Genomic DNA, 24,606 nt, shown 5'->3' with positions numbered 1-24,606 from the left:
TCGTCGGGGGATCTCCCTAGAATGGCCCGGTGATCTCCCGCATCGACCTACGTGGCAGCGTCCTGGACGCCCGTGAGCTGCGCGAGGCTCTTCCGCGCGCTGAGTTCGACTTGGACGACGCCTTGGATGTCGTCCGTCCGCTCTGTGAGGAGGTGCGGCTGCGGGGCGCTGAAGCGCTCCGCGACCTGGGAGAGCGTTTCGACGGGGTGCGCCCTGAGCATCTGCGGGTGCCTGCTGACATTCTCACGGCGGCGGTGGACACCTTGGATCCCCAGGTGCGGGCGGCGTTGGAGGAGTCCATCCGCCGGGCCCGAATCGTGCACACCGAGCAGTTGCGCACCCCGCATATCACCCATGTGGTGCCTGGGGGGACCGTCGCTCAGCGGTGGTTGCCGGTGGAGCGAGTGGGGCTGTATGTCCCCGGCGGGGTGGCGGTCTATCCGAGCAGCGTCGTGATGAACGTCGTACCGGCTCAGGTGGCCCGGGTGTCCTCGTTGGCGGTGGCCTCGCCGCCGCAGCGGGATAACCTGGCGCCTTTTACGGGATATCCGCATCCGACGATCTTGGCAGCGTGTGCGCTGTTGGGAGTCGATGAGGTGTATGCCGTGGGTGGGGCCCAGGCCATTGCGATGTTCGCTTATGGCGCCAAGGAGGATGACGGCACTGTGGTCTGTGAGCCGGTGTCATTGGTCACCGGCCCGGGCAATGTTTATGTGGCATCAGCAAAACGGGCGTTGCGTACCGTCGTGGGGATCGACGCCGAAGCTGGTCCGACTGAGGTAGCGATTCTTGCGGACGATACGGCGTTCCCGCAGGACATTGCGGCAGACATGATCAGTCAAGCTGAACATGACGTCTTAGCCGCTGCTGTTTTGGTGACGCCGAGCGAAGCCTTGGCTGACCAGGTCGAAGATGAGCTGCGCCTGCAGGTGGAGGTCACGGCACACCAGGATCGGGTGCGGGCAGCCTTGTCAGGACGACAGTCGGCGATCGTGCTCGTGGATGACGTGGAAGCAGGTTTACGCACGGTCAACGCCTATGGCGCTGAACATCTGGAGATCCAGACCGCAGATGCGTCTGCGGATGCGTCATTGGTGACCAATGCTGGGGCAATTTTCGTCGGCTCGTACAGCCCGGTGAGCTTGGGAGACTACGCAGCTGGGTCCAATCACGTCTTGCCGACCAGTGGCACTAGCGCTTTCGCGTCGGGCTTGGGTGTGCATTCGTTCCTGCGGTCAGTGCAGGTGATCACCTATGACGAGGACGCCTTAGCTGATATCGCCGAATCGGTGGTCGCTCTGAGCCGAGCTGAGGATTTGCCGGCGCATGGTGACGCGGTGCTCTGTCGGACCGAACGCACTCATCCGGGGGGCGATGGCGACATGGTGGCCGACGCTCCTGGAGATCCAGACTGGTATGTCGAGACAGTGCCAGACACTCATGATCAGGACGCGCCGACCTTGGGGGGTCGTGGGTGAGTGGGTTTTCCCGCGCCGAGCAGGTGCTCGGCGAGCTGCTACGTCCGGATCTACAGGGTCGTACGGCGTACGGGGCGCCTCAGCTGGATGTCCCGGTTCAACTGAATACCAACGAAAATTCCTACCCAGTGCCGTCGGCGGTGGTGCAGGCGATGTGCGCGGCTCTTGCCGAGGCGGGGACCGGCCTCAACCGATACCCCGACCGGGAGTTCACTGCGCTGCGAGAAGATCTGGCTGGGTATCTGACTCGTAGCTCAGGGGTTCCAGTGGCGGCCTCCCAGCTCTGGGCAGGTAACGGCTCCAACGAAGTCTTGCTACATGTGGTGCAAGCCTTCGCTGGTCCGGGGCGGGCGATCATGGGGTTCGTCCCGTCGTACTCGATGTACCCCAACTACGCGCTGACGACCGGCAGCGACTGGGTGGAGGGGCGTCGGGGTATCCACCGCGAAGACGCGATTGATCTCGATCCGCAGTCAGCTGCCGAACAGGTCGCTCAGCATGCTCCAGCGGTGGTCTTTATGGCCTCGCCCAACAACCCCACCGGATCTGCGCTGGATCTAGACGTGGTCACTGCGGTTTACGACGCGTGTGCGCGCACGATCGTGGTGGTCGATGAGGCGTACGCCGAATTCGCCCGACCGGGGACTCCATCAGCGTTGACTTTGCTGTCGGGGCGGCCACGGCTGGTTGTCAGCCGCACGATGAGCAAGGCCTTTGCCTTTGCGGGGGGACGTCTCGGCTATCTCGCGGCTGATCCTGCCTTGGTCGACGCATTGCGGGTGGTGCGGATGCCCTATCACCTCTCCACTCAGACCCAGGTCGTGGCACGGGCCGCGTTGGCCCACTCCGATCTCCTGATGGCTGAGGTCGAGGCGATTAAGACGCAACGAGACCGTCTGGTCGAGGAGACTGCTCGAATGGGGCTAGTGCCGATGCCCTCAGATGCCAATTTTGTCCTGGTGGGAGGACTTCGGGATGAAAAAGCGACCTGGCGGGCTTTGGTCGCCCGAGGCGTCCTGGTCCGCGATGTGGGACTGCCCGGCCATCTTCGGATCACTGCAGGCACGGTGGCGGAGACGGATGCGGTGCTGGCGGCGTTGAGCGACTGCCTCACGTCCACAGCAGAGTAGGGAGCAGTGATGACCACACGGGTCGCGCAGATCGAACGATCCACCTCGGAGAGTCGGGTGCGAGTGCGGGTCGACTTGGACGGCACTGGCCGCAGTCAGGTGCGCACCGGGGTGCGTTTTTACGACCACATGCTGGAAAGCTTGGCGAAACATTCCCTGATCGACCTGGAGGTAGAAGCCGAGGGCGACACGGACGTGGACGCCCACCACTCTGTTGAGGATGTCGCGATCTGCCTGGGGGACGCCGTACGGGAAGCATTGGGCGATAAACGGGGGATTTCGCGTTTCGGTGACGCGTTAATCCCGTTAGATGAAGCGTTGGTGCAGGCGGTCGTGGATGTCGCTGGACGCCCATATTGTGTGCACGACGGAGAACCCGCAGGACAGGAATATGTCCTTATCGGAGGCACATATGTCGGGTCGTTGACGCGACATGTCTGGGAGACCTTCGCCCACCACGCCGCTATGGCGGTGCACGTACGGGTGCTCTCCGGCCGCGATCCTCACCACATTGTGGAAGCTCAATTCAAAGCGGTCGCCAGGGCATTGCGCGCTGCGATTGCCCTGGACCCTCGGGTCGAGGGGATTCCCAGCGCGAAGGGAAGCCTGTGATGTCAGGTGCTCGGCCCCGAGTCGTTGTCCTGGACTATGGCAGCGGCAATGTGCGATCCGCCGTGCGAATGCTAGAGCGGGTCGGGGCGCAGGTGACCTTGTCTGCTGACCCTCACGAGGTGTCCGAGGCTGCCGGGTTGTTTGTCCCAGGGGTCGGCAATTTCCACGCCTGTCTGGCAGGCCTGGCCGCTGTCGACGGTGGACGGATGATCGACCGAAGATTGGCCGGTGGCCGACCGGTCTTCGGAGTGTGCGTGGGAATGCAAGCGATGTTCGACTCGTCGTCGGAGCCGTCAGACTCGCCACAGCCCGGGTTGGGTCAATGGCCTGGCACGGTCGATCGGCTTGCTGCGGACGTCGTTCCGCACATGGGCTGGAGCCCAGTTGACGTGCCGACCGGCAGTTCCCTGTTTGCTGGCATCGCCCAGGAGCGGTTTTACTTCGTCCATTCGTACGCCGCCCAGCAGTGGACTTTGACTCCCCACGGCTCGTTCAGCACAGTAGCCCCCCTCGTGACCTGGGCTGAGCATGGCGCTCCCTTCGTTGCAGCGGTGGAAAACGGCCCCCTGGTGGGGACCCAATTCCACCCGGAGAAGTCCGGTGACGCTGGCGCCCACCTGCTGCGCAATTGGCTCGATTCCCTCTGATCCGAGTGCCGATCCATCGTCATAGGCTTCGCGGCATCCGCCTCGAGGTGCCTCTGCAGAAAGGTTCGTGATGTCACAACGTCCTGCCCCGTCGTTGGAATTGCTCCCTGCCGTCGACGTCGTCGACGGTCAGGCGGTGCAGCTGGTCCAGGGTGTAGCCGGGTCGGGTGGATCATTCGGTGACCCATTCCTAGCGGCGCAACGGTGGCAACAGGCTGGGGCATCGTGGCTGCATTTGGTCGATCTGGACGCAGCCTTCGGGCGCGGTGACAACGCCACCCTGATCGCCTCTATCGTCGGTCGGCTGAACCTGAATGTGGAGTTATCCGGTGGCATTAGGGACGAGGAGACGTTGTCCCGTGCGTTGGCCACCGGATGCCGCCGGGTCAATATCGGCACCGCAGCATTGGAAGACCCAGAATGGACCGCCTCTGCGATCGCCCGTTTCGGTGATCAAGTGGCGATTGGATTGGACGTGCGCGGCACCACTTTGGCCGCCCGTGGCTGGACGAGTGAGGGTGGCGACCTCTGGGAGACCTTGGCTCGTTTGGACGCGCAAGGCTGCAGCCGGTATGTCGTGACCGATGTGGCTTGCGACGGTATGTTGTCTGGACCGAATCTGGAATTGTTGACGCAAGTCTGCGAGCGCACGGACCGGCCGGTGGTGGCATCGGGGGGAGTGTCCACGGTGGCCGATGTTGCTGCGCTGCGGTCAATGGTGCCGCTCGGGGTGGAGGGGGCGATCATTGGTTCGGCCTTGTACCGGGGGGCTTTCACGCTAGAGGAGGCGTTGGACGCGGCCGGTGGGCGGTGACCTCGGGTTTGCTGCCAGGGAAGGACCGCTTTGCTGGCGACCGGGGAGAGCCGGATCCTGCGGTGTTGGCGGCGCTGCAAGCGGTGGCCCACGCTCAGCCTGCTGATGTCACGGCGGCAGAGGAGCGACTGTTGGCGGGATGGGCTGAGGGCCGTGTGCTGGTTCCGTTAGTGCCCATGCCGCGGGCAGGGGACCTTGACGTCCGCGGCCCGGCGATGGCGACTGCCTTGTTGACCGGGCCGGACGGGAGCCGGGCGTTGCCAGTCTTCACAGGGACAGCAGCTCTCGCGATCTGGGATGAGCGGGCTCGACCGGTGCCGATGACGGTGCGGGATGCGGCGGTGACTGCGCTGGACGACGGGTGCGCGGTGATGGTGGTGGACCTAGGGGCTCCGGTGTCCATCGTCCTGCGATGGTCGCAGTTGTGTGCGTTGGCGTCGGGGGAGCAGTGGTGCCCGCCGCACCGGGATCCGATAGTGGCGCGGGCGGTTCGGGAGGCAGCACGCCAGGTAGCGGGGGTGTCGCGAGTTGAGGTGGCAGACGGGTCAGATCATGTGCCTGGGGCGATCCGGCTGTCAGTGTGGTTGGCACCAGGCTTGTCGTCGTCGGAGGTGGAGGGGGCGGTAGCAGGTGTCGGGGAGGCTTTGGCCGGGGACCCTCAGGTGCGTTGCCGTCTCGATGAGGTGGTGGTGACGGTGCGTTCGGTCGGCCCCGGGGCTGTGGATCCTGGGATGTAATCCAGATGCGTGGGTGGGATCTGGCCTGCCACGATGAGGTGTGCCTTTATCTCCGTATCGTCGTGTCTTGCAAGTTCCTCGGGTCAGATTGACCTTGTTGTTGGGTGTGATGGTCCGGGTCCCTGCGGCGGCAGGCGGGATCATCTTGACGTTGCATGTCGTGGGGATGGGGCGGTCTTACGGTGAGGCGGGTCTGGCCGCCATGATCATGACGATCGGGTTGGCGGTGGCGGGTCCTTGGCGGGGACGGCTGCTGGATCGTCGGGGATTGCGGCGGGTGGTCTGGCCGTCGTTGGTGGTGCTCGCCGGGTGCTGGGTGGCGGCACCACAGTTGGCCTATCTGCCATTGCTCGGGGTGTGTGCTCTGGCTGGGTTGTTCACGATCCCATCGTTCTCGATCATCCGGCAGGCGGTGATCGTGGCGGTTCCTGACCATGACCGTCGTACGGCGTTGGCTTTGGACGCGGTGGCGGTGGAGGTGGCTTTCATGGTGGGGCCGTTGGCTGGGGTGTGGGCGGCCAGTACGTGGGACACCGGCCTGGTTCTGGCGGGGGTGGGTCTGTGCGGGGTGGCTGCGGGGGCGGTGCTGTGGTTGGTCGATCCGCCGATGCGAGAGGAATCGGACGGTACGACGGCTGAGTCCGGGGGTGCTGAGGAGGTCGCGGTGGGGCCGGGGGTGTGGTTGACCCCGGCGGTCGCTGCGGTCTTCCTTGCGGCGGTGGGCGCCACGGTGGTGTTGGCGGGGACTGACCTGACAGTGGTGGCGGTGATGCGGGAATTTGGGGCGACATCGCACGTGGGTGTGGTGATGGCGATGTGGTGTGTGGGTTCGGTAGTTGGAGGGTTGGTATATGGGGCCTGGACTCGCCCGGTGTCTTCGCTGTGGCTGTTGTTGGGGTTGGGGGCGGCGACGGCACCGTTAGTGTTGGCTCGGGATGTGTGGACGTTGACGGCATTGATGGTGATATCCGGTGTGTGGTGCGCCCCGACGATTACGGCAATGGTCGACGAGCTCAGCCGTGTTGTTCCCGAGCGCAATCGGGGAGAAGTCATGGGGTGGCATGGGTCATGTATGCAAGTGGGTTCGGCGGCTGGAGCGCCGTTAGCGGGTGCCGTGGTGGATACGGGGGGAGCGTCGGCGGGTTTTGGGGCGGTGGCCGTGGTAGGGATGGTGTTGGCTGTGGTGGGGTTGATCGTGGGCTGTCGTCGGCGTCGTGGTGACGCAGCGGCGACGCTCTGAGCTGGGTTGTCGTGGTCATGACGGAAGAGATGTCAGGTCGCCGAGGCGGACGTACGACGTACTGCGAGTCTGCTGGTAGGATGATGAGGCAGACCACGCCGCCTTCGTTCGCGAAGGTGGCGTCCGAAAGAGAAGCAGACTCCATCAGCTTCCACCCGCGCCGATCAGAAGATCGCCGGGTCACCTGGTCGCATTCACCGGATGGGGCGGAGCCATGATGGTTCTTGTCTCCGTCGTAGGTCGAGCTCGGCTCGGCCCGGGCGTGCCAGGATCGATGGGACCGGGCTTCTCGCGGACGACTCACGCGGGAAGCCTTTTCCGTGTGCGCCGCCCATCGTCATAGAACGTCCGAGAGAGTACGTCTGAACAAAGGAGCGCACCATCAGCGAACCGCGCATCAACGACCGCATCCGCGTCCCGGAGGTGCGGCTCGTCGGGCCCAACGGGGAGCAGGTCGGCATCGTCCGCGTGGAGGCCGCTCTGCGCCTTGCCGCAGAAGCGGATCTCGACCTCGTCGAGGTGGCACCGATGGCTAAACCGCCGGTGGCGAAGTTGATGGACTTCGGCAAATACAAGTACGAAGCTGCCCTGAAAGCTCGTGAGGCCCGCAAAAACCAGGTCAACACGGTCATTAAGGAGATCAAGCTCCGTCCGAAGATCGATCCGCATGACTACGAGACCAAAAAGGGTCACGTCGTCCGCTTCTTGTCGGCCGGCGACAAGGTCAAAGTCACCATCATGTTCCGTGGTCGGGAGCAATCCCGCCCCGAGCTGGGCTTCCGCTTGTTGCAGCGCCTGGCGCAAGACGTGGTGGAGCTGGGCTTCGTCGAAAGCGCGCCCAAGCAGGACGGGCGCAACATGATCATGGTGCTCGGCCCCACCAAGAAAAAGGCAGAGGCCAAAGCTGAGCAGCGCCGTCGTCGTGATGACGCGGCCTCGGTGCGCCAGCCACGACAGGTGTTGCCTGCCGAGCCGATTGACACTGATGAGCTGATCGAGTCCGTGGAGAACCTCGAGGTCGAGGAACTGACCACGGCTGAGGAAGCTCCGGTAGTCGAGGAACTCGTGCAGGTCGACGAAGCCACTGAGGCTGAAGAGATCACCGAGGTTGAGGACGCCGAGCCCGCCCCGGAGAGCGAGCCGAGTTCAGCGACAGTGCCAGCTGTCGAGGTCGAACCAGCGGCCGAGGAAGAGCCTGTCGCGTCGGCTGAAGAGCCGGCAGCGGCCGAGAAAGCCGCTGAGCCGGTGGCCGTGCCGGTTCCCAGGCCGCCGAAGCCAGCACCGCCGAAGCCCCGGGTCCAGGCCTGACACGACATCCGGTCTTTATCCGACACCCCTGGTTCGCAACGGCGATCTAGGACGTACGACAAAGGAGAATCGGCGCGATGCCGAAGAACAAGACCCACAGCGGCGCCAAGAAGCGCTTCCGCCTCACCGGCACCGGCAAGGTCATGCGTGAGCAGGCCAACGGCCGCCACTTGCTGGAGCACAAGTCCAGCAAGTACACGCGCAGCATCGCCGGTGACATGGAGCTGGCCAAGCCGGACGCCAAGAAGATTAAGAAGCTGCTGGGCAAGTAAGCCCACCCGCACATCCGAACCACTGCCGAGCCCGGCTTCGCCGCACCGACAGACGTCTACTCCACACGGGGGCGGACGCGCGACCGGTGCCGGGCAGCTTGACACACAAGGAGCAATCACGTGGCACGCGTGAAGCGGGCGGTCAACGCCCAAAAGAAGCGTCGCGTCGTCCTCGAGCGCGCGAGCGGGTACCGGGGCCAGCGGTCCCGCCTGTACCGCAAGGCCAAGGAGCAGGTCCAGCACAGCCTCGGGTACGCCTACCGGGACCGTCGCGCCCGTAAGGGTGACTTCCGTCGCCTGTGGATCCAGCGCATCAATGCGGCCGCTCGCGCCAACGGCATGACCTACAACCGCTTCATCCAGGGGTTGAAAGCTGCGGAGATCGAGGTCGACCGTCGCATGCTGGCCGAGATGGCTGTCAACGACGAGGCTGCTTTCGCGGCACTGGTTGAGATCGCTCGCAAGCACGTCCCGGCCCAGGCCGCCTGACCGACAGCCAGGTGCACCATCGCGGCTGTGCGTGCCGGTGAGCGGAACGAACGCCGGGAGACTCCCGTGTTGACCAACCCTCGAAGTGAGCGGGTGCGGTCAATTGGGGCGCTCTCCCGGCGTTCGGCGCGTGAACGGAGTGGGCTCTTCCTCGCTGAAGGGCCCCAGGTGGTCCAAGAGGCTTTGACCCATCGCCCTGATGTGGTCAAGGACCTGTACGTCGAGACGTCAGCGGCGGCTACGCCGCGGTGGGCAGACCTCATCGCAGCGGCGGCGCGACATGGCGTCGGCGTCCACCTTGTTGATCAGCGGGTACTTGCCGCCATCTCAGACGCGCAGACGCCGCAAGGTGGGGTGGCGGTATGCCGCAAAGTCGATGTCGATGTGCACACGGTTTTAGCTGCGAAGCCTCGACTTCTCTGTGTATTGGCGCAGGTCAGAGATCCAGGCAATGCTGGCACTGTTCTCCGGGGAGCTGATGCGACCGGTGCCGATGCGGTCATCCTCACTGATGCCAGCGTCGACTTATACAACCCCAAAGTGGTGCGGTCGACCGTAGGGTCGTTGTTTCACCTCCCAGTGGTGATCGGAGTGGAACTACTTCCGTTGATGGAGGCAATGCACGCGGCCGGGGTGGTGGCCTATGCTGCTGACGGGCGAGGCCCGACGCAGTTGCATGCGGCCAACCTCGATCGACCTCATGCGTGGATTTTCGGCAACGAAGCTCGAGGGCTTCCCGACCAGATTCGTCGTTCTTGTGACGACGTGGTGCGAGTCCCCATTTATGGTCGTGCGGAATCGTTGAATCTGGCGATGGCGGCGACTGTGTGTCTTTACGGGTCAGCAGCGGCACAGCATCGCCACGTCGGTGACTCTCCGATCAGCTGATCGCGTTGCCGTTGCGGGGTAGGGTCACGCCGTGACCGATCGTGACGACGTACCGGAGACGACATCGGGAGCCGACGGGCAGGCGGAGCGGAGGGTTGACCCGGCTCAGATCCTGGCGGTGATGCCTGATGGTGTGCTGGTGGTGGGTGCTGACCAGCGGGTTGTTTTTCTCAACCCCAGGGCAGAACGATTGTTGGGGCGGTTAGCCAGCGACATTCTCTGTACTCCAGTTCGAGACGCCTTGCCGCTCGTCGAGCCAGGTGGGATGTCGTGGTGGGATTGTTTCGACCCGTGGGGCGGAATCTCGATCCGCACCGGTCACCGTGAGCGAATGCTGCACCTCCCCGGTCGGGGACACTTCTTGGTCACGATGAGCATCGTTCGCCACCGTCGCGGTGGCCCGGTGGATCAGGTCGTCGTGATCTTGCGAGATACCGAGCAACGACGACGTCATGAGGCTGGCACCGCAGAGCTGATCTCGGTGGTTGCTCATGAACTGAGATCACCGCTGACCAGCATCAAAGCCTTTTCTGGGACCCTGCTGCGCCGGTGGGAACGGTTTAGTGAACCCCAGCGGCTGTTGATGATGCAGACCATCGAAGCCGATGCCCAACGGCTCTCTCGGTTACTGAGCGAACTCCTTGATGTGAGCCGTATCGATGCGAGCCGATTGCGGGTAACGCCACGCCCGGTCGATCTGCGGCAGGCGGTCACGGCGCATATCGACCGCTATGTCGTCTCTGGGCATGATCGGGCGAAATTCTCCTGGAAAGAGGCCTTTTCGCCGCGGCAAGAGGTGTGGGCTGACGCGGACAGGTTGGATCAGATCATCGTGAACTTGGTGGACAACGCACTCAAGCACGGCGGAGGAACAGTTTCGATAGAGACCGCGAGTGTTCCTGTCCCACAAGGGGAGACGCCGTGGGTGACGTTAACTGTCGAAGACGAGGGCGAGGGCATCGATCCGGAAAATTATCCGCTGATCTTCGAAAAGTTCTGGCATGGGTCGCACCGAGGCAGTACTGGACTGGGGTTGTACTTGGTCAAAGGCCTGGTGGAAGCCCATGGAGGTCGAGTCTCAGTGGGGCGAGCTGCCGGAGGCGGGGCCCGCTTCATGGTGTCCTTGCCTGCGGCGGAGTCGGCTCTGGTGGGATAGTTTCTGCCGCCGCAGGGGGCGGACGTCGTATCTGTCGATGTGTTCAGCACGGCAGCCCTGGCTAGGATCGTCGTTGTGTCAGGACCGAATCAGCAGTACGACCCCGTCGAGGTGGCCGCATTGGACCCCGAGGAGATTGAGCGCCACGTCCATGAGGCGCTCACCGCGATCACCCAAGTCGGTGATCTGGAGGAGTTCAAAGCAGTCAGACAGGCACATGCAGGCGACCGGAGCCCGTTGGCGCTGGCAAACCGGGAGATCGGAGCCTTGCCGCCGAGTGCCAAGGCAGAAGCCGGTAAACGTGTCGGTGCTGCTCGCGGGCGTGTCAACCAGGCGTTGAAGCAGCGCCAAGCCGAACTCGAAGCGCTGCGTGACGAGCGCATCCTCACCGAGGAGGCCCTCGACGTGACGGTGGTTGCGCCGTACCGGCAGTGGGGTGCGCGGCATCCGGTCAGCCTGGTGACTGAGCGAGTGCAGGACATCTTTGTCGGTATGGGTTGGGAAATTGCCGATGGACCTGAGGTAGAGGCGGAGTGGTTCAACTTTGACGCGCTGAACTTCGCCCCGGACCACCCGGCGCGACAGATGCAGGACACGTTCTTCGTCGCACCTGCGGATTCAGGGTTGGTGCTGCGCACGCACACGTCTCCCGTCCAAGCCCGGACCTTGCTGCACCGGGACTCTTCTCGATTGCAGCGGGATCTTCCGGTCTATGTGGCGGTGCCCGGCCGGGTCTATCGCACTGATGAGTTGGACGCCACTCACACGCCGGTCTTCCATCAGGTCGAGGGTCTCGCTGTCGACAAAGGTCTCACGATGGCCCATTTGAAGGGCACGTTGGACCATTTGGCGCGGGCCTTGTTCGGGCCGGATGCTCGGACCAGGTTGCGCCCGTCGTATTTCCCCTTCACCGAGCCGAGCGCCGAGATGGATCTGTGGTTCCCCGGGAAGAAGGGGGGCCCGGGCTGGATTGAGTGGGGTGGTTGCGGAATGGTCAACCGCAACGTGCTCTCTGCCTGTGGTGTCGATCCGGATGTCTACTCCGGTTTCGCATTTGGGATGGGAATCGATCGCACGATCATGCTCCGCAACGGCGTGAGCGATATGCACGACATCGTTGAGGGAGATGCGCGGTTCTCTGCGCAGTTCGGGATGGAGATCTGATGCGCGCGCCTACGAGCTGGCTCGCTGAACTCGTCGGCATGGATGTGCCCCCCTCGGGGGAGCAGGTCGCTGCGGATTTAGTCCGTGTCGGCCTGGAGGAGGAAGCACTGCATGCGGGTGAGGTGTCTGGGCCGTTGGTGGTCGGGCGAGTGCTGGATAAGACCGACGAACCGCAGAAAAACGGGAAAACGATCCATTTCTGTCATGTCGACGTAGGTCGGGCAGAACCCCAGGAGATTGTCTGTGGCGCTCACAACTTCGAGCCAGGGGACTTGGTGGTGGTCATCCTGCCGGGAGGGCGTCTAGGTGACTTCGAGATCGGTGCCCGCAAGACGTACGGGCACATGTCTGCGGGCATGATTTGTTCGGAGCGAGAGCTCGGGCTGGGCGACGATCACGACGGCATCATCGTCTTGACCGAGTATTTCTTCGGTGACCCGGTGACTGTGGCGTCATTGACGCCCGGACAGGATGCGTTGCCGCTGTTGGGCTTGGACGAAGAAGTCGTCGAGGTCAATGTCACTCCGGATCGGGGTTACTGCTTCTCGATGCGAGGTATCGCCCGGGAGTATGCGCTGTCTACAGGCCGCGCGGGGGCGTTTCGTGATCCGGTAGGACCGGATGTGGTTCAGGAACCGATGGCCACTGATGCCGGTTATCCAGTCCGGTTGATCGACGAGGGTCGAATTCACGGTGTGGCTGGGTGCGACCGGTATGTGGCTCGGGTGGCTCGCGGTGTTGATGCGACCGCGCCGACTCCCCGATGGATGAAACGCCGGTTGACCCAGATGGGGATGCGTCCGGTCAATGTGGTCGTCGATGTGACGAATTATGTGATGCTGCTGACGGGTCAACCGTTGCATGCGTTTGACGTGGCGGCGTTGTCATCTTCTCTTGAGGTACGTCGAGCTCGTGCTGGAGAGACATTGACCACGCTGGATGGCGTGGACCGGGTGTTGGATCCGGAGGATCTGCTGATCACTGACGGTGGCGTGACCCCCTTGGCGATTGCTGGTGTGATGGGTGGCGCTGAGTGTGAAGTGTCCGATGAGACCCGCGACATCCTGATTGAGTCGGCACACTTCGATCCGGTGTCGGTGGCTCGCAGCTCGCGGAGACATAAGTTGTCTACCGAGGCTTCGCGACGTTTTGAACGTGGGGTGGACCCGCAGATTGCTGGTGCGGTCGCAGAGTTGGCGGTGCGTCTGGTGGTGGAGCTGGCCGGGGGGCAGGTCGAGGTCGAAGTCACCGATGTCGATCGGCGCACACCGCGGACCGCGATCACATTTGACCCGGGTTTGGTGTGGCAGCTCACCGAACCGGGGTATCGGTCAACTGGCCCGGCACCTGCAGGGTTGTCCCACGATGACGTCGTGGCGGCGCTGGTGTCGTTGGGTTGCGCAGTGGAGGAGATCACAGATCACCAGGGCGAAGGTTTTGCCCCGGTGCGGGTGATGCCGCCGTCGTGGCGCCCTGATCTGTCGACTGGACCGGATCTGGTGGAAGAGGTCGCCCGGCTGCGGGGTTACGACTGCATTCCTTCTGTGCTGCCGACCGCTCCCGGTGGTCGGGGTCTGACCCGTGAGCAGCGGGGGATGCGGTTGGTGGGATCCACGCTGGCGGGGCTGGGATTCACTGAGGTGTGGTCTTATCCGTTCATTTCTCCTGCTGTGTTTGATGCCTGTGGTTTCAGTGAGCATGATGAGCGCCGTCGGGTGGTGCGTCTCGCCAATCCGTTGTCCGAAGAAGCTCCCTGTCTGCGGACGTCGGTGCTGGACTCGTTGTTGGCCACGGTGCGGTTGAATGTGCGCCGCGGCGCAAAGGATGTGGCGCTGTATGAGACGGGGCTGGTCTTCTTGCCGAAGGAGAACGCCGCATCGGCCCCAGTGCCGCAGGTGGGGGTGCGCCCGGAAGATACGGTGTTGCGGTTGATGGCTGAAGCGATCCCTTCGCAGCCTCGACGGGTGGCGTGGGCGGCGTGTGGTGATGCCTCGTCCGAAGGTCCGTGGGGTCAGGCCCGGCCATGGTCGGCTTCTGATGTGATTGCTGCGGCGGTGTCCATGGGGCAGGTGTTTGGGGTGCCGTTGCAGGTAGCGGCGGCACCGGAGCGTGCGCCGTGGCATCCGGGTCGGGCTGCGTGTGTGCGCACGGAGGACGGCGTTGTGGTCGGATATGCCGGGGAGGTGCACCCCAAGGTATGTCTGGCGCTGGACCTGCCGGCCAGGACGTGCGCGGCCGAGCTTGATCTGGAGCTGTTGTGGGCTGCTGTTGGTGGCCCGGTGCAGGCGGGGGCGTTGTCGACGTATCCGGTGGCTCATACAGATGTGGCCTTGGTGGTGCCGGAGTCAGTGCCTGCTGCCGAGGTGGCTCAGGCGTTGCGCGATGGGGCCGGCGACGATCTGGAGGACGTGGTGTTGTTTGACGTTTTCCGGGGTGACCAGATCGGGTCAGGTCTGAAGTCGTTGGCGTACCGGTTGTCCTTCCGTGCGGCGAATCGGACGTTGACCACGGCTGAGGTGAGTACGGCGCGGGACGCGGCCATTGCGGTCGCGGCGCAGCGGATGGATGCGGTGCAGCGTGTCTGATCCGGTGTCGAAGCGGATGCGGGAGGCGCAGGTCACTGTGGTGACTGGCGCCTCCCGCGGCATTGGCGCTTTTCTGGCGGCGGCTTTCCTCGAGGCTGGTCATGTGGTGGTGGGGACCTCGCGTTCCGGCGGGACGGTGCGGCTACCAGGGGGGTCGGAGCTGTCCTTATCGGCGGTCGAGGTCACCGATGATGCGGCGGTGTCGGTTTTTGTTGAGGGGGTGATGGACGCGTATGGCCGGATTGATGTCTTGGTGAACAATGCTGGGGTGATTGACGCGGAGGTGCCGTTCTTGGAGTCAGATCCACTGGAATGGTGGCGCACCGTGGAGGTGGATGTGCGTGGTCCGTATGTGATGACACGTCGGGTGATGCCCTACATGGTGGCGGCGGGGTCTGGGCGGATCATTAATCTCAATTCGGGGGCGGGGACGCGCGCTGCTGATCGTGCGAGTGCGTACTTCGTGGCAAAGACGGCGTTATCTCGGGTGACAGGAGCAGCGCATGCGGCGGGCTTTGACCGGGGGGTGCGTGCTTTTGACTTGATGCCTGGGGTGGTGCGCACGGATATGACGTTGTCGATGCCTTCGCATGCGGGGCGGACAGAGTGGACGTCGCCGCAGGATGTCACCGACCTAGCGGTGGCTTTGGCTGCTGGCCAGTTGGATGCCTGGTCGGGGCGTTTTGTGCGGGCCGGGGTGGATTCGGTGTCGTCGTTGTCTGCTGCGGCTGGACAGCTGCAGGACAGGGCTCGTCAGCTGGTGCTAATGCCGTATGGGGTGGATGATCCGCTGGGGTAAGGGTGGTGGACGCGACAACAACTGCATACATTTACGCCGTGATGTATATTCATCCGTATGAGGATTGCAGTCGCCGGAGCAAGCGGGTACGCCGGAGGTGAGGTGCTGCGGCTGCTGATCGGTCATCCGACCGTCCACATTGGCGCGTTGACGGCAGCGTCGAACGCCGGCAGCACGGTGGGTGACCATCACAGCCACTTGTTTCCGCTGGCAGACCGAAAAATCCAGGAGACGACGGTCGAGGCTTTGGCTGACCATGATGCTGTGGTCCTGGCTCTGCCGCATGGCACATCGGCGGGAGTAGCGGCCCAGCTCCCGCCGCACACGATCGTGGTGGACTGTGGCGCAGATTTTAGGTTGCGTGATGCGAGCGCGTGGGCCCGGTTTTACGACACCCCGTACGCCGGATCTTGGCCATATGGACTACCAGAGTTGTTGCGCGACGATGGCTCTCGTCAGCGTCAGCATCTCCTCGGAGCCACCCGGATTGCAGCTCCGGGGTGTTATCCGACTGTGGTGTCCTTGGCTTTAGCGCCAGGTTTGCAGGCCGGCTTGATACAACCGCATGACGTCGTGGTGGTGGCAGCTTCGGGGACCTCCGGTGCGGGGCGGAGTCTGCGAGCACCTCTGATGGCCAGCACTGTGATGGGCTCAATGAGTTCTTACAGCGTTGCTGGGGTGCACCGTCACATCCCGGAGATCGAGCAAAATCTGTCTGCGGCAGCGGGGGAATCGGTGCAGGTGTCGTTCACCCCCCTTCTGGCACCTATGTCTCGGGGAATCCTCGCGACATGCACGGCTCGTCTGCGAGGTGCAGTCACTCCGGAGCAGGTGCGTTCCACCTGGGTGGAGACGTACGCCGACGAACCTTATGTGCGGGTGCTTCCCGCAGGTCGATGGCCGACAACGGGGGATGTGCTGGGCAGCAATGTCGTGGCCATGCAAGTGGCGGTGGATGTCGACGCCGAGCGGGTGATCGTCGTCGCTGCGGTCGACAATCTCACTAAGGGCACTGGTGGGGCTGTGGTCCAGTGCTTAAACCTTGCTCTCGGCCTGCCAGAGACGGCGGGTCTTCCGATGACGGGAGTCGCGCCATGAGTACTGCGCATCATTTCTGGCATTTGAGCATGCATCCGCGTCCGGTGAAGATCGCCCGATTAGCTCCGGGGAGCGCCGTTCCGCAATGGGCCCGCGGAGGCGATCCGATGACATCGGTGACCTGGAACGCTAAAGAAACCTCTGTGATCGCCCCAGCTGATGTGGTGCCGATCGGCGTGGTCCAGGCCGGACCGTTCCACGCATTTGAGATCGAGGGACCTCTCGATTTCACCTTGACCGGGGTGCTGGGTGGCCTGTTAGGACCGTTAGCCCAGGAGGGCGTGGCGGTGATCACCTTGTCCACCTTCGAGACGGATTGGATTCTGATCCCGGTCGATCAGAGCGGACGAGCTGCGACAGTGTGGCGGCAGCACGGACATGCGGTGGACGTCGTAGGCGAGAACGACCCGGAACGGCAGGAGGCGGCGGGGTCGGGACCTGCCTCAGCGTCATGACAGTGACCTTCCCGCGGGGTTTTCGTGCTGCTGGAGCGGCGGCGGGGATCAAGTCGTCACGTGCCAGGGATGTCGCAGTCGTCGTCAACGATGGCCCGCTGCAGGTGGGAGCAGGTGTATTCACCTCAAACCGGGTCGAGGCGGCACCGGTGTCCTGGAGCAGGTCGTGTCTGCGGGATGGCCGCGCGCTCGCGGTGATTGTGAATTCGGGATGCGCGAATGCTTGTACTGGTGCGCAGGGGCTTGCCGATACGCGTCGTACGGCGGAGCGGGTGGCGCAGCGGTGGGGGTGCGCTGCCCAGGACGTGGTGGTGTGTTCGACGGGGTTGATCGGTGAGTTGTTGCCGATGGACCGGTTGTTGGCTGGGGTGGACGAGGCATTGGCCACGGTCAGCGATGCGGGCGGCTTGGCTGCGGCTGAAGCGATCATGACCACGGACACAGTGCCCAAAACGGCGATCTGTGATGTGGGGTCGTGGCGGGTCGGCGGGATGGCCAAGGGAGCTGGAATGTTGGCGCCGGCGTTGGCGACGATGTTGGTGGTGTTGACGACGGACGCGGTGATCTCGGTCGATCAAGCCCGGCTGGCGTTGACCGAAGCGACCAGGGTGACTTTCGATCGAGTCGATTCGGATGGGTGTCGGTCCACGAACGATGCCGTGGTGTTGCTGGCCTCCGGGGCTTCGGGGGTTGCGGTGCCGCAAGAAGAGCTGACCTCGGCGGTGACGGGGGTGTGTGCAGATCTGGCGCGGCAGTTGATCGCGGATGCGGAGGGTGCGCGTCATGACATCGCGATTCGAGTGGTGCGGGCGGCTTCGGAGGATGAAGCGCTGATGGTGGCGCGGGCAGTGGCGCGCAACAACCTGGTTAAGTGCGCGATCTTTGGAGGAGATCCGAACTGGGGGCGGATTGTCGCTGCGGTAGGGACGACGACTGCAGTGTTTGAGCCTACGGATCTGGACGTGTGGATCAACGGGGTTCAGGTGTGCCGCAACAGCGGTGTAGGTCAAGACAGGTCTGAGGTGGATCTGTCTGGTCGGGAGGTGGTCGTGGAGATCGATGTGAAGGTAGGGGCGGCGGAGGCCACGATCTGGACTAATGATCTGACGCATGACTACGTGCATGAGAACTCGGCGTACAGCACATGAACGCCGGGAATAGCGCGGGTCAGAGCCAGGCCTGGGAGCAGGAGCGTCGTCGTGCGGCGTCCCGGCACCTACGGACGTTGCGTGACCAGACGAGTTTGGCGGCCGCGGCGGGCAAAGCTGAGGTATTGGTGGGGGCACTGCCCTGGTTGGAGCGCTATCGGGGCCGGTTGGTGGTGGTGAAGTACGGCGGGAACGCGATGATTGACGATGCGTTGAAGCGGGCATTCGCGCAGGACATCGCTTTTTTGCGGTATGCCGGGTTGCGTCCGGTAGTGGTTCATGGGGGTGGGCCGCAGATTGGGGCCATGCTGGGTCGGTTGGGGATGGTCAGTGAGTTTCGAGGTGGGCTGCGGGTGACCACTCCAGATGTGATGGATGTGGTGCGTATGGTGCTGACTGGCCAGGTGGGGCGGGAGCTGGTGGGTTTACTCAACGAGCACGGTCCGATTGCGGTGGGTCTCTCCGGTGAGGACGCAGCGTTGTTCCGGGCTCGGCGTCGGGGCGCTAGCCCTGAGGACCAGCGGGAGGATGTGGGACTGGTCGGTGACGTGGTGGAGGTCAATCCCTCAGCGGTGGAGGACATTGTTGCTGCAGGTCGAATTCCGGTGGTGTCGACGGTGGCTCCGGATGTTGATGGTGGCGGGGTGCTCAATGTCAATGCCGATACGGCGGCGGCAGCGTTGGCGGTGGCGTTGGACGCGGAGAAGCTCGTGGTGGTGACTGATGTGGAAGGGGTGTATGGCAGGTGGCCTGATCGGTCGACATTGTTATCGACGATCAGTGTGACGTCGGCACAGGAGATGCTGACGTCCATGGATGAGGGGATGGCACCGAAGCTAGAGGCGTGTGTTCGTGCGGTGCAGGGTGGGGTGTCGCAGGCGCATGTGGTGGATGGCCGGATGCCGCACTCGTTGTTAGTGGAGGTGTTCACCACGGAGGGGATCGGGACAATGATCCTCCCGGACGGGGAGACAGACGATGTAGCTGGTGCAGATGAACTGGCGGGATCGTGATGGTCGTGGCGGGCGGGAATCTGTGGCAACAGCGGTATGCGACGGCCATGTTGCCGGTGTTCGGGATGCCGCAGCGATTGTTCACTCATGGCTGTGGCGCTCGGCTGTGGGATGACCAAGGGCAGGAGTATGTGGATCTCCTGGCGGGGATCGCGGTCAATGCATTGGGCCATGCCCATCCGGCGCTGGTCGAGGCGGTGTCTCGGCAAGCAGCTCAGCTGATCCATATCAGTAATTTCTTCACTAGTGAGCCGCAGATTGCGTTGGCGGAGCGGTTATTACAGGTAGCAGACGCGCCCGCAGGGTCAGCAGTGTTCTTCACGAATTCAGGGACGGAGTCAGTGGAGGCGGCGATAAAGCTGTCCCGCCGTACGGGGAGGGTTCGGTTGGTCGCGGCGGAAGGGGCGTTTCACGGCCGGTCGATGGGCGCGCTGGCGCTGACGCATAAGGCGGCGTATCGAGAACCGTTCGCGCCATTGCCTCCGGATGTGGTGCATGTGCCCTATGACGATGTGGAGGCGTTGCGGGCGGTGTTCGCCGATGATGCGGCACCAGTGGCCGCGTTGTTTCTGGAGCCGATTCAGGGGGAGGCCGGGGTGCTCCCCGCATCGGGGAGTTATCTCGCGGCAGCTCGGGAGTTGTGTTCTCGTCATGGAGCTTTGTTGATTTTCGATGAGGTACAGACAGGGGTGGGTCGGACTGGAGAGTGGTTTGCCTTCCAGCGATGGGGAGTGGTTCCGGATGCGATGACGCTCGCCAAGGGCCTGGGCGGCGGGGTGCCCATCGGGGCGTTGGTGACCTTCGGTCCTGAGGTGAGTGCCCTGTTGAGACCGGGTCAGCATGGGTCGACGTTCGGCGGTAATCCGTTGGCATGTGCGGCAGGGCTGGCGGTGATTGACACGATCGAGGCGGAGGGATTGCTGGCTCAGGCGCGGTCGGTAGGTGATGAGATTGCGGCGGCCGTCATGGCCTTGCGTCACCCCCGGGTAGCGGAGGTCCGTGGGGCTGGTTTGCTGCGTGGGATCGGGCTACGGGACGAGGGCGCCGCGGCGGTGGGAGCTCGGCTGTTGGAGCGTGGGGTCATCGTGAATGTTCCAAAGCCACGGACGGTGCGCATCGCCCCACCGTTGGTGTTGACCTCGCAGCAGGGCCGGTCGTTCGTGGAGCTTCTGGCTCAGGTCTTGGACGAGGAGGGGATATGACGATGGCGCAGTCCCGGGCGGCTCGGCATGCTCGGATCGTGGAGATCTTGACTCGTTCTGCGGTGCGTAGTCAGGTGGAGTTGTTATCCCATCTGGCAGCAGATGGTTTGGAAGTCACCCAGGCGACGTTGTCCCGTGATCTGGTGGAGTTGGGGGCGGTGAAGGTCCGCCAGGGGAAGGCGTTGGTGTATGCGGTTCCTGGAGAGGGCGGGGATCGTACGCCTCGGGCCGCAGCTGCGGCCGGAGAGTGTGATGCTCGGCTCCGTCGGTTGTGCGAGGACTTACTGGTCACGGCGGCGGTAGCGGCGAATCTAGTGGTGCTGCGCACGCCGCCGGGAGCGGCGAATTATTTGGCGAGTGCGATCGACAAGTCGGATACGCCGCAGATCGTGGGCACGGTTGCTGGTGATGACACAGTGTTGGTGGTGACGGGGTCGGTGCGGGAGGGTCGGCAGGTTGCTGATCGCTTGTTGTCGTTGGCCGCAGGGCAGGAGTGAAGGTGGACAGGCAGATGACGTCCGGTTCTGGAGAGAGTGCTCGCCGGTTGGCGTTGTGGGGTGGACGCTTTGCCGGTGGTCCTGCGGCGGCTTTGGCCGAGTTGAGTCGTTCGACGCATTTCGATTGGCGGTTGGCGCCCTACGATCTTGCGGGTTCACGAGCTCATGCCAGGGTGCTGCATGCCGCAGGTGTGCTGGATGAGCCGACCTTGGAGGCCATGCTGACGGGGCTGCGCCAGCTGGGTGCGGATGTTGTATCAGGAGATTTCGTCCCTGGGCCGGATGACGAGGATGTCCATACGGCGTTGGAGCGTGGGCTGCTCGAGCGGGTGGGGCCGCAGGTGGGCGGCCGATTGCGTGCGGGGCGCTCTCGTAACGATCAGGTGGCGACGCTGTTCCGGATGTATCTGCGTGATCATGCGCGAATCTGCGCGGGTCTGGTGCTGGACGTGGTGGATGCGTTGGTGGCCCAAGCGGAGGCGCATCCGGGCGCGCCAATGCCGGGGCGCACTCATTTGCAGCATGCCCAGCCAGTGTTGTTGGCGCATCATCTGTTGGCGCATGCCTGGGCGCTGGTGCGGGATGTGCAGCGGTGGCAGGACTGGGATGTGCGGGCGGCAGTGTCGCCGTATGGGTCGGGCGCCCTGGCAGGATCCTCGTTGGGGTTGGATCCGGAGGCTGTGGCAGCGGATCTGGGGTTTGTCTCGTCGTGTGAGAATTCCATCGATGGTACGGCGAGCCGAGATTTTGTGGCGGAATTCGCTTTCGTGGCGGCGATGACGGCGGTGGATGTGTCTCGCTTCGCAGAGGAAGTGTGTCTGTGGGCGACGGAGGAATTTGGATGTGTCACCCTGGACGACGCCTATGCGACGGGGTCGAGCATTATGCCGCAGAAGAAGAATCCTGATGTTGCCGAGTTGGCGCGGGGAAAGACTGGTCGTCTCATTGGTGACTTGGCTGGGCTGTTGGCGACCTTGAAGGCACTGCCGTTGGCTTACAACCGTGATCTTCAGGAGGATAAGGAGCCAGTTTTTGATGCGGTGGATACCCTCGAGGTCTTGCTGCCCGCAGTGGCTGGGATGACGTCGACGTTGGTGTTCCACACAGATCGGCTGGCGGGGCTGGCTCCACGTGGTTTTTCATTGGCGACTGATGTGGCGGAGTGGCTGGTACGTCAGGGGGTCCCCTTCCGGGAGGCCCATGACGTGGCAGGTTCCTGTGTCCGGATGTGTGAGCGTCGTGGGGTGGAGCTGTGGGATCTCTCAGATGCTGATCTGGCGGAGGTATCGCCCTCGTTGACCCCTGCGGTTCGGGAAGTGCTGTCGGTGGCGGGGTCGCTGGCTTCTCGCGATGCGAAAGGGGGCACCGCGCCTGTTCGGGTGGCTGAGCAGGTAGTTCGTATGAAAGCGGCGTCGATTCAGGCGCGTTCCTGGGCAGATGCTGTGGTGCCGGTCCGTGAGTGAGCCGCTGGGGCCGAGTTTTTTCGATCGATCGGTGTTGCAGGTGGCGCCGAATCTGTTGGGATGCGTCATCAGTCATGGCGCAGTGTCGGTGCGGCTGACCGAAGTCGAGGCGTACGACGGCGCGAACGACCCAGGATCGCACGCTTATCGCGGGATGACTCCGCGGACAGCGGTGATGTTCGGTCCTCCAGGTTCGTTGTACGTGTACTTCACGTATGGGATGCATTTCTGCGTGAATCTGGTGTGTGGGCCGCAGGGGCAGGCCGCCGCAGTGTTGTTACGCGCTGGGGAGGTGGTGTCGGGGGAGGGTACGGCTCGATGTCGACGCGGTGCACGACACGGGGTGGACTGGTCTGGACCTGCTCGTGATTTAGCTAGGGGGCCAGCGCGATTGGCGGTCTGCCTGGGGTTGGGTCGAGAGCAAAACGGGTGGGTATTGTCCGCACCTGGGTGCGCGGTGACGGTGCGGTCGGGTGAGCCAGCTTCAGAGGAGGCACTGCGTACGGGACCGCGCGTAGGAGTGGCGGGTCCCGGTGGGGAAGGTGCGGATTTTCCGTGGCGGTTCTGGGTAGCGGGGGAGCATACTGTCTCGACGTACCGACCTGCTGTTTCACGTCGTCGTCGGTGATGGGGGAGGATGACGTCAGGTGCGGTTCCCGCCACCGGGGCGGGCCGCCGAGGTGAGAGGTAGTGGGACCGTGGGCAATGTGCTCGACGAGTTGACCTGGCGCGGCTTGGTGGCTCAGACCACCGACGAGGCTGCTCTTCGTAAGGCGCTCGACAAGCCGTTGACGGTCTATTGCGGGTTCGACCCGACAGCGCCGTCGCTACATTTCGGCAACCTGGTCCAGCTGATCGTGTTGCGTCATCTGCAGCGAGCTGGGCACCGGGTAGTTGGTCTGGTCGGTGGGTCGACAGGGTTGATCGGTGATCCTCGACCGTCGAGTGAGCGGGTGCTCAAGACGAAGGAACAGACGGCGCAGGACACTGAGCGCATCGCCCAGCAGGTACGCCGAATCTTGGGTGCTGGTGGCGCAAACCCTCCGGTGTTCGTGAACAATCTGGACTGGACAGCTCCGATCTCTGCTTTGGACTTTCTGCGTGACTACGGTAAGCATTTCCGGGTCAATCAGATGGTGAAGAAAGATGCGGTGGCGGCTCGCCTGAATTCCGAACAGGGCATCAGCTACACCGAGTTCAGTTATCAGATTCTTCAGGCGCTGGATTACTTGCACTTGTTCCGAGAGTTCGGCTGCACGTTGCAGACTGGAGGTCAGGACCAGTGGGGCAACTTGACTGCCGGCGCTGACCTGATTGGGAGGGCCGAGGGTACGTCGGTTCACGTCTTGACGACTCCACTGTTGACCGATAGTGCTGGGGAGAAGTTCGGCAAATCAGCGGGAAATGCGGTGTGGCTTGACCCGAGCATGACCAGTCCGTATGCGTTCTATCAGTATTGGCTCAACGTCGAGGATGCATCGGTGGTGATGCTCCTGAAGGTGTTCACTGACCTGTCCCGCGATCGCATCGATGAGTTGGCTCACCAAGTGGCCGAGGAGCCCTTCCGTCGTACAGCGCAGAAGATCTTGGCTGCTGAACTGACGACGTTGGTGCATGGATCTGCGGCGATGGAAGCGGTCCGAGCTGCGTCTGAGGCCTTGTTCGGCAAGGGGTCGCTGTCTGAGCTGGATGCGGGCACTCTTGCTGACGCTACCGCTGAGTTGCCTGGTGGCGAGATCCCAGAAGGGTCATCTCTGATCGACGCATTGGTGGCGTGTGGGTTAGCGGACTCCCGCAATACGGCCCGGCGGCTCCTCAAGGAGGGCGGAGTCTCGGTGAACAACGAGAAAATCGTTGACCCCGATGCCGTGCTGAGTGAGACCGACTTCTTGCACGGGCAGGTGGCCCTGTTGAAGCGGGGACGCAAGTCCATGGCTGCTGCGCGGCGTCTGCGGGCGTAGCCGGGTTGAGCTGTGAGGTGTCTGTGAGAGCAGGCACCTCACAGCTCTCTGAACAGGGGATTTGGATGTTACTCCGCAGGTTGTCTAATGTTTTCTCTGTCAGGCCGCGAGGCGGGAACAGCCCGGAAGGGACAAACCACTTCGAAGTCTGATAGGCTTTCTGCTCTTGATCAGGTCCAGTGTGGCAACTACGACAAACGTCCGGTTGCAAACACTACAAAGATCTGCTAAAGTAGATAGCCGGTTCGGAAAGAAAAAGCGCAAGCAAAACTCTTCTCCGAGCTTATTTTGAGCCGCGATCTTTATGGTAATTATCCCGTAAAGGTCCAGGTAACTGATTCTTGAGAACTCAACAGCGTGCCGAAATCGATGCCAATTGTTTGTTGGTTTCAAGTCAATTCGGCTCTGGCTTCACGTGAGTGGGGTTAGGGTTTTTTGGTTTGGGGCTGG

The 24,606-nt window shown here is 63.2% G+C and carries 24 protein-coding genes; all 24 read left to right on the top strand.

The window, feature by feature from the left end:
- Nucleotides 1-29: 29 nt before the first annotated feature.
- The 24 genes from hisD to tyrS all read left to right on the top strand — a co-directional run bounded on the left by hisD (nucleotide 30) and on the right by tyrS (nucleotide 24,156).
- Nucleotides 30-1,478: a histidinol dehydrogenase gene (gene hisD, locus KEM60_RS02725; RefSeq protein WP_219105987.1), complete on the top strand. Its 1,449-nt coding sequence runs from the start codon at nucleotides 30-32 to the stop codon at nucleotides 1,476-1,478.
- Nucleotides 1,475-2,608, top strand: coding sequence for a histidinol-phosphate transaminase (locus tag KEM60_RS02720; protein ID WP_219105986.1), 1,134 nt, complete (start codon nucleotides 1,475-1,477; stop codon nucleotides 2,606-2,608). Before hisD ends, KEM60_RS02720 begins: the two co-directional genes overlap by 4 nt.
- A gap of 9 nt (nucleotides 2,609-2,617) precedes the next feature.
- A complete protein-coding gene (gene hisB / locus KEM60_RS02715; RefSeq protein ID WP_219105985.1) occupies nucleotides 2,618-3,220 on the top strand; it encodes an imidazoleglycerol-phosphate dehydratase HisB in 603 nt (200 codons plus the stop codon).
- Nucleotides 3,220-3,867, top strand: coding sequence for an imidazole glycerol phosphate synthase subunit HisH (hisH, locus tag KEM60_RS02710; RefSeq protein ID WP_219105984.1), 648 nt, complete (start codon nucleotides 3,220-3,222; stop codon nucleotides 3,865-3,867). The genes hisB and hisH overlap by 1 nt, the downstream gene beginning before the upstream one ends.
- 70 nt (nucleotides 3,868-3,937) lie before the next feature.
- Nucleotides 3,938-4,681 carry a bifunctional 1-(5-phosphoribosyl)-5-((5-phosphoribosylamino)methylideneamino)imidazole-4-carboxamide isomerase/phosphoribosylanthranilate isomerase PriA gene (gene priA / locus KEM60_RS02705; protein WP_219105983.1) on the top strand — a complete coding sequence of 248 codons (744 nt, stop codon included), beginning with the start codon at nucleotides 3,938-3,940 and terminating at the stop codon, nucleotides 4,679-4,681.
- Nucleotides 4,678-5,418, top strand: coding sequence for an SseB family protein (locus KEM60_RS02700; protein WP_219105982.1), 741 nt, complete (start codon nucleotides 4,678-4,680; stop codon nucleotides 5,416-5,418). Before priA ends, KEM60_RS02700 begins: the two co-directional genes overlap by 4 nt.
- Before the next feature lie 67 nt (nucleotides 5,419-5,485).
- Nucleotides 5,486-6,658, top strand: a complete 1,173-nt coding sequence (locus tag KEM60_RS02695) for an MFS transporter (protein WP_255574169.1) — start codon at nucleotides 5,486-5,488, stop codon at nucleotides 6,656-6,658.
- Nucleotides 6,659-7,039: 381 nt separating this feature from the next.
- Entirely contained in the window at nucleotides 7,040-7,966 is a 927-nt protein-coding gene (infC, locus tag KEM60_RS02690; protein WP_219106540.1) for a translation initiation factor IF-3, read from the top strand.
- Between the two features lie 77 nt (nucleotides 7,967-8,043).
- A complete protein-coding gene (rpmI, locus tag KEM60_RS02685) occupies nucleotides 8,044-8,238 on the top strand; it encodes a 50S ribosomal protein L35 (RefSeq protein ID WP_219105980.1) in 195 nt (64 codons plus the stop codon).
- Nucleotides 8,239-8,358: 120 nt separating this feature from the next.
- On the top strand, nucleotides 8,359-8,727 hold the full coding sequence (rplT, locus tag KEM60_RS02680; protein WP_219105979.1) for a 50S ribosomal protein L20: 369 nt from the start codon (nucleotides 8,359-8,361) through the stop codon (nucleotides 8,725-8,727).
- A 27-nt stretch (nucleotides 8,728-8,754) separates the two neighbouring features.
- The gene (locus KEM60_RS02675; RefSeq protein WP_255574168.1) at nucleotides 8,755-9,615 is read left to right on the top strand and encodes an RNA methyltransferase; all 861 of its coding nucleotides are present in this window, start codon (nucleotides 8,755-8,757) and stop codon (nucleotides 9,613-9,615) included.
- Between the two features lie 31 nt (nucleotides 9,616-9,646).
- Nucleotides 9,647-10,771: a PAS domain-containing sensor histidine kinase gene (locus KEM60_RS02670; RefSeq protein ID WP_255574167.1), complete on the top strand. Its 1,125-nt coding sequence runs from the start codon at nucleotides 9,647-9,649 to the stop codon at nucleotides 10,769-10,771.
- Nucleotides 10,772-10,846: 75 nt separating this feature from the next.
- Nucleotides 10,847-11,935, top strand: coding sequence for a phenylalanine--tRNA ligase subunit alpha (gene pheS, locus KEM60_RS02665; RefSeq protein ID WP_219105978.1), 1,089 nt, complete (start codon nucleotides 10,847-10,849; stop codon nucleotides 11,933-11,935).
- Entirely contained in the window at nucleotides 11,935-14,520 is a 2,586-nt protein-coding gene (gene pheT / locus KEM60_RS02660) for a phenylalanine--tRNA ligase subunit beta (RefSeq protein WP_219105977.1), read from the top strand. Before pheS ends, pheT begins: the two co-directional genes overlap by 1 nt.
- On the top strand, nucleotides 14,513-15,319 hold the full coding sequence (locus KEM60_RS02655; RefSeq protein WP_255574165.1) for an SDR family oxidoreductase: 807 nt from the start codon (nucleotides 14,513-14,515) through the stop codon (nucleotides 15,317-15,319). The genes pheT and KEM60_RS02655 overlap by 8 nt, the downstream gene beginning before the upstream one ends.
- Before the next feature lie 51 nt (nucleotides 15,320-15,370).
- Nucleotides 15,371-16,417 carry an N-acetyl-gamma-glutamyl-phosphate reductase gene (gene argC / locus KEM60_RS02650; protein ID WP_219106536.1) on the top strand — a complete coding sequence of 349 codons (1,047 nt, stop codon included), beginning with the start codon at nucleotides 15,371-15,373 and terminating at the stop codon, nucleotides 16,415-16,417.
- A complete protein-coding gene (locus KEM60_RS02645) occupies nucleotides 16,414-16,872 on the top strand; it encodes an ACT domain-containing protein (RefSeq protein WP_219105976.1) in 459 nt (152 codons plus the stop codon). Before argC ends, KEM60_RS02645 begins: the two co-directional genes overlap by 4 nt.
- Nucleotides 16,869-18,020, top strand: a complete 1,152-nt coding sequence (gene argJ / locus KEM60_RS02640) for a bifunctional glutamate N-acetyltransferase/amino-acid acetyltransferase ArgJ (RefSeq protein ID WP_219105975.1) — start codon at nucleotides 16,869-16,871, stop codon at nucleotides 18,018-18,020. The genes KEM60_RS02645 and argJ overlap by 4 nt, the downstream gene beginning before the upstream one ends.
- Nucleotides 18,017-19,033, top strand: coding sequence for an acetylglutamate kinase (gene argB / locus KEM60_RS02635; protein ID WP_219105974.1), 1,017 nt, complete (start codon nucleotides 18,017-18,019; stop codon nucleotides 19,031-19,033). The genes argJ and argB overlap by 4 nt, the downstream gene beginning before the upstream one ends.
- Nucleotides 19,033-20,235, top strand: coding sequence for an acetylornithine transaminase (locus tag KEM60_RS02630; protein ID WP_219106535.1), 1,203 nt, complete (start codon nucleotides 19,033-19,035; stop codon nucleotides 20,233-20,235). Before argB ends, KEM60_RS02630 begins: the two co-directional genes overlap by 1 nt.
- Nucleotides 20,232-20,732 carry an arginine repressor gene (locus KEM60_RS02625; protein ID WP_219105973.1) on the top strand — a complete coding sequence of 167 codons (501 nt, stop codon included), beginning with the start codon at nucleotides 20,232-20,234 and terminating at the stop codon, nucleotides 20,730-20,732. The genes KEM60_RS02630 and KEM60_RS02625 overlap by 4 nt, the downstream gene beginning before the upstream one ends.
- A gap of 14 nt (nucleotides 20,733-20,746) precedes the next feature.
- The gene (argH, locus tag KEM60_RS02620; protein WP_219105972.1) at nucleotides 20,747-22,195 is read left to right on the top strand and encodes an argininosuccinate lyase; all 1,449 of its coding nucleotides are present in this window, start codon (nucleotides 20,747-20,749) and stop codon (nucleotides 22,193-22,195) included.
- Nucleotides 22,170-22,823, top strand: coding sequence for a DNA-3-methyladenine glycosylase (locus KEM60_RS02615; RefSeq protein ID WP_219105971.1), 654 nt, complete (start codon nucleotides 22,170-22,172; stop codon nucleotides 22,821-22,823). Before argH ends, KEM60_RS02615 begins: the two co-directional genes overlap by 26 nt.
- Nucleotides 22,824-22,893: 70 nt before the next feature.
- A complete protein-coding gene (gene tyrS, locus KEM60_RS02610) occupies nucleotides 22,894-24,156 on the top strand; it encodes a tyrosine--tRNA ligase (RefSeq protein ID WP_219106534.1) in 1,263 nt (420 codons plus the stop codon).
- Nucleotides 24,157-24,606 lie beyond the last annotated feature (450 nt).

Source organism: Austwickia sp. TVS 96-490-7B (assembly GCF_019331795.1).
In the GTDB taxonomy this organism is placed as follows: Bacteria; Actinomycetota; Actinomycetes; order Actinomycetales; family Dermatophilaceae; genus Austwickia.
This window is presented reverse-complemented; position numbering and strand designations above follow the sequence as displayed.

Bases quoted from the DNA above. Each gene is read 5' to 3' on its own strand.
- hisB (WP_219105985.1), top strand. From the start codon at position 2,618: ATGACCACACGGGTCGCGCAGATCGAACGATCCACCTCGGAGAGTCGG.
- hisH (WP_219105984.1), top strand. From the start codon at position 3,220: ATGTCAGGTGCTCGGCCCCGAGTCGTTGTCCTGGACTATGGCAGCGGC.
- priA (WP_219105983.1), top strand. From the start codon at position 3,938: ATGTCACAACGTCCTGCCCCGTCGTTGGAATTGCTCCCTGCCGTCGAC.
- rpmI (WP_219105980.1), top strand. From the start codon at position 8,044: ATGCCGAAGAACAAGACCCACAGCGGCGCCAAGAAGCGCTTCCGCCTC.
- pheT (WP_219105977.1), top strand. From the start codon at position 11,935: ATGCGCGCGCCTACGAGCTGGCTCGCTGAACTCGTCGGCATGGATGTG.
- KEM60_RS02645 (WP_219105976.1), top strand. From the start codon at position 16,414: ATGAGTACTGCGCATCATTTCTGGCATTTGAGCATGCATCCGCGTCCG.
- argJ (WP_219105975.1), top strand. From the start codon at position 16,869: ATGACAGTGACCTTCCCGCGGGGTTTTCGTGCTGCTGGAGCGGCGGCG.
- argB (WP_219105974.1), top strand. From the start codon at position 18,017: ATGAACGCCGGGAATAGCGCGGGTCAGAGCCAGGCCTGGGAGCAGGAG.
- KEM60_RS02630 (WP_219106535.1), top strand. From the start codon at position 19,033: ATGGTCGTGGCGGGCGGGAATCTGTGGCAACAGCGGTATGCGACGGCC.
- KEM60_RS02625 (WP_219105973.1), top strand. From the start codon at position 20,232: ATGACGATGGCGCAGTCCCGGGCGGCTCGGCATGCTCGGATCGTGGAG.
- argH (WP_219105972.1), top strand. From the start codon at position 20,747: ATGACGTCCGGTTCTGGAGAGAGTGCTCGCCGGTTGGCGTTGTGGGGT.
- KEM60_RS02615 (WP_219105971.1), top strand. From the start codon at position 22,170: ATGCTGTGGTGCCGGTCCGTGAGTGAGCCGCTGGGGCCGAGTTTTTTC.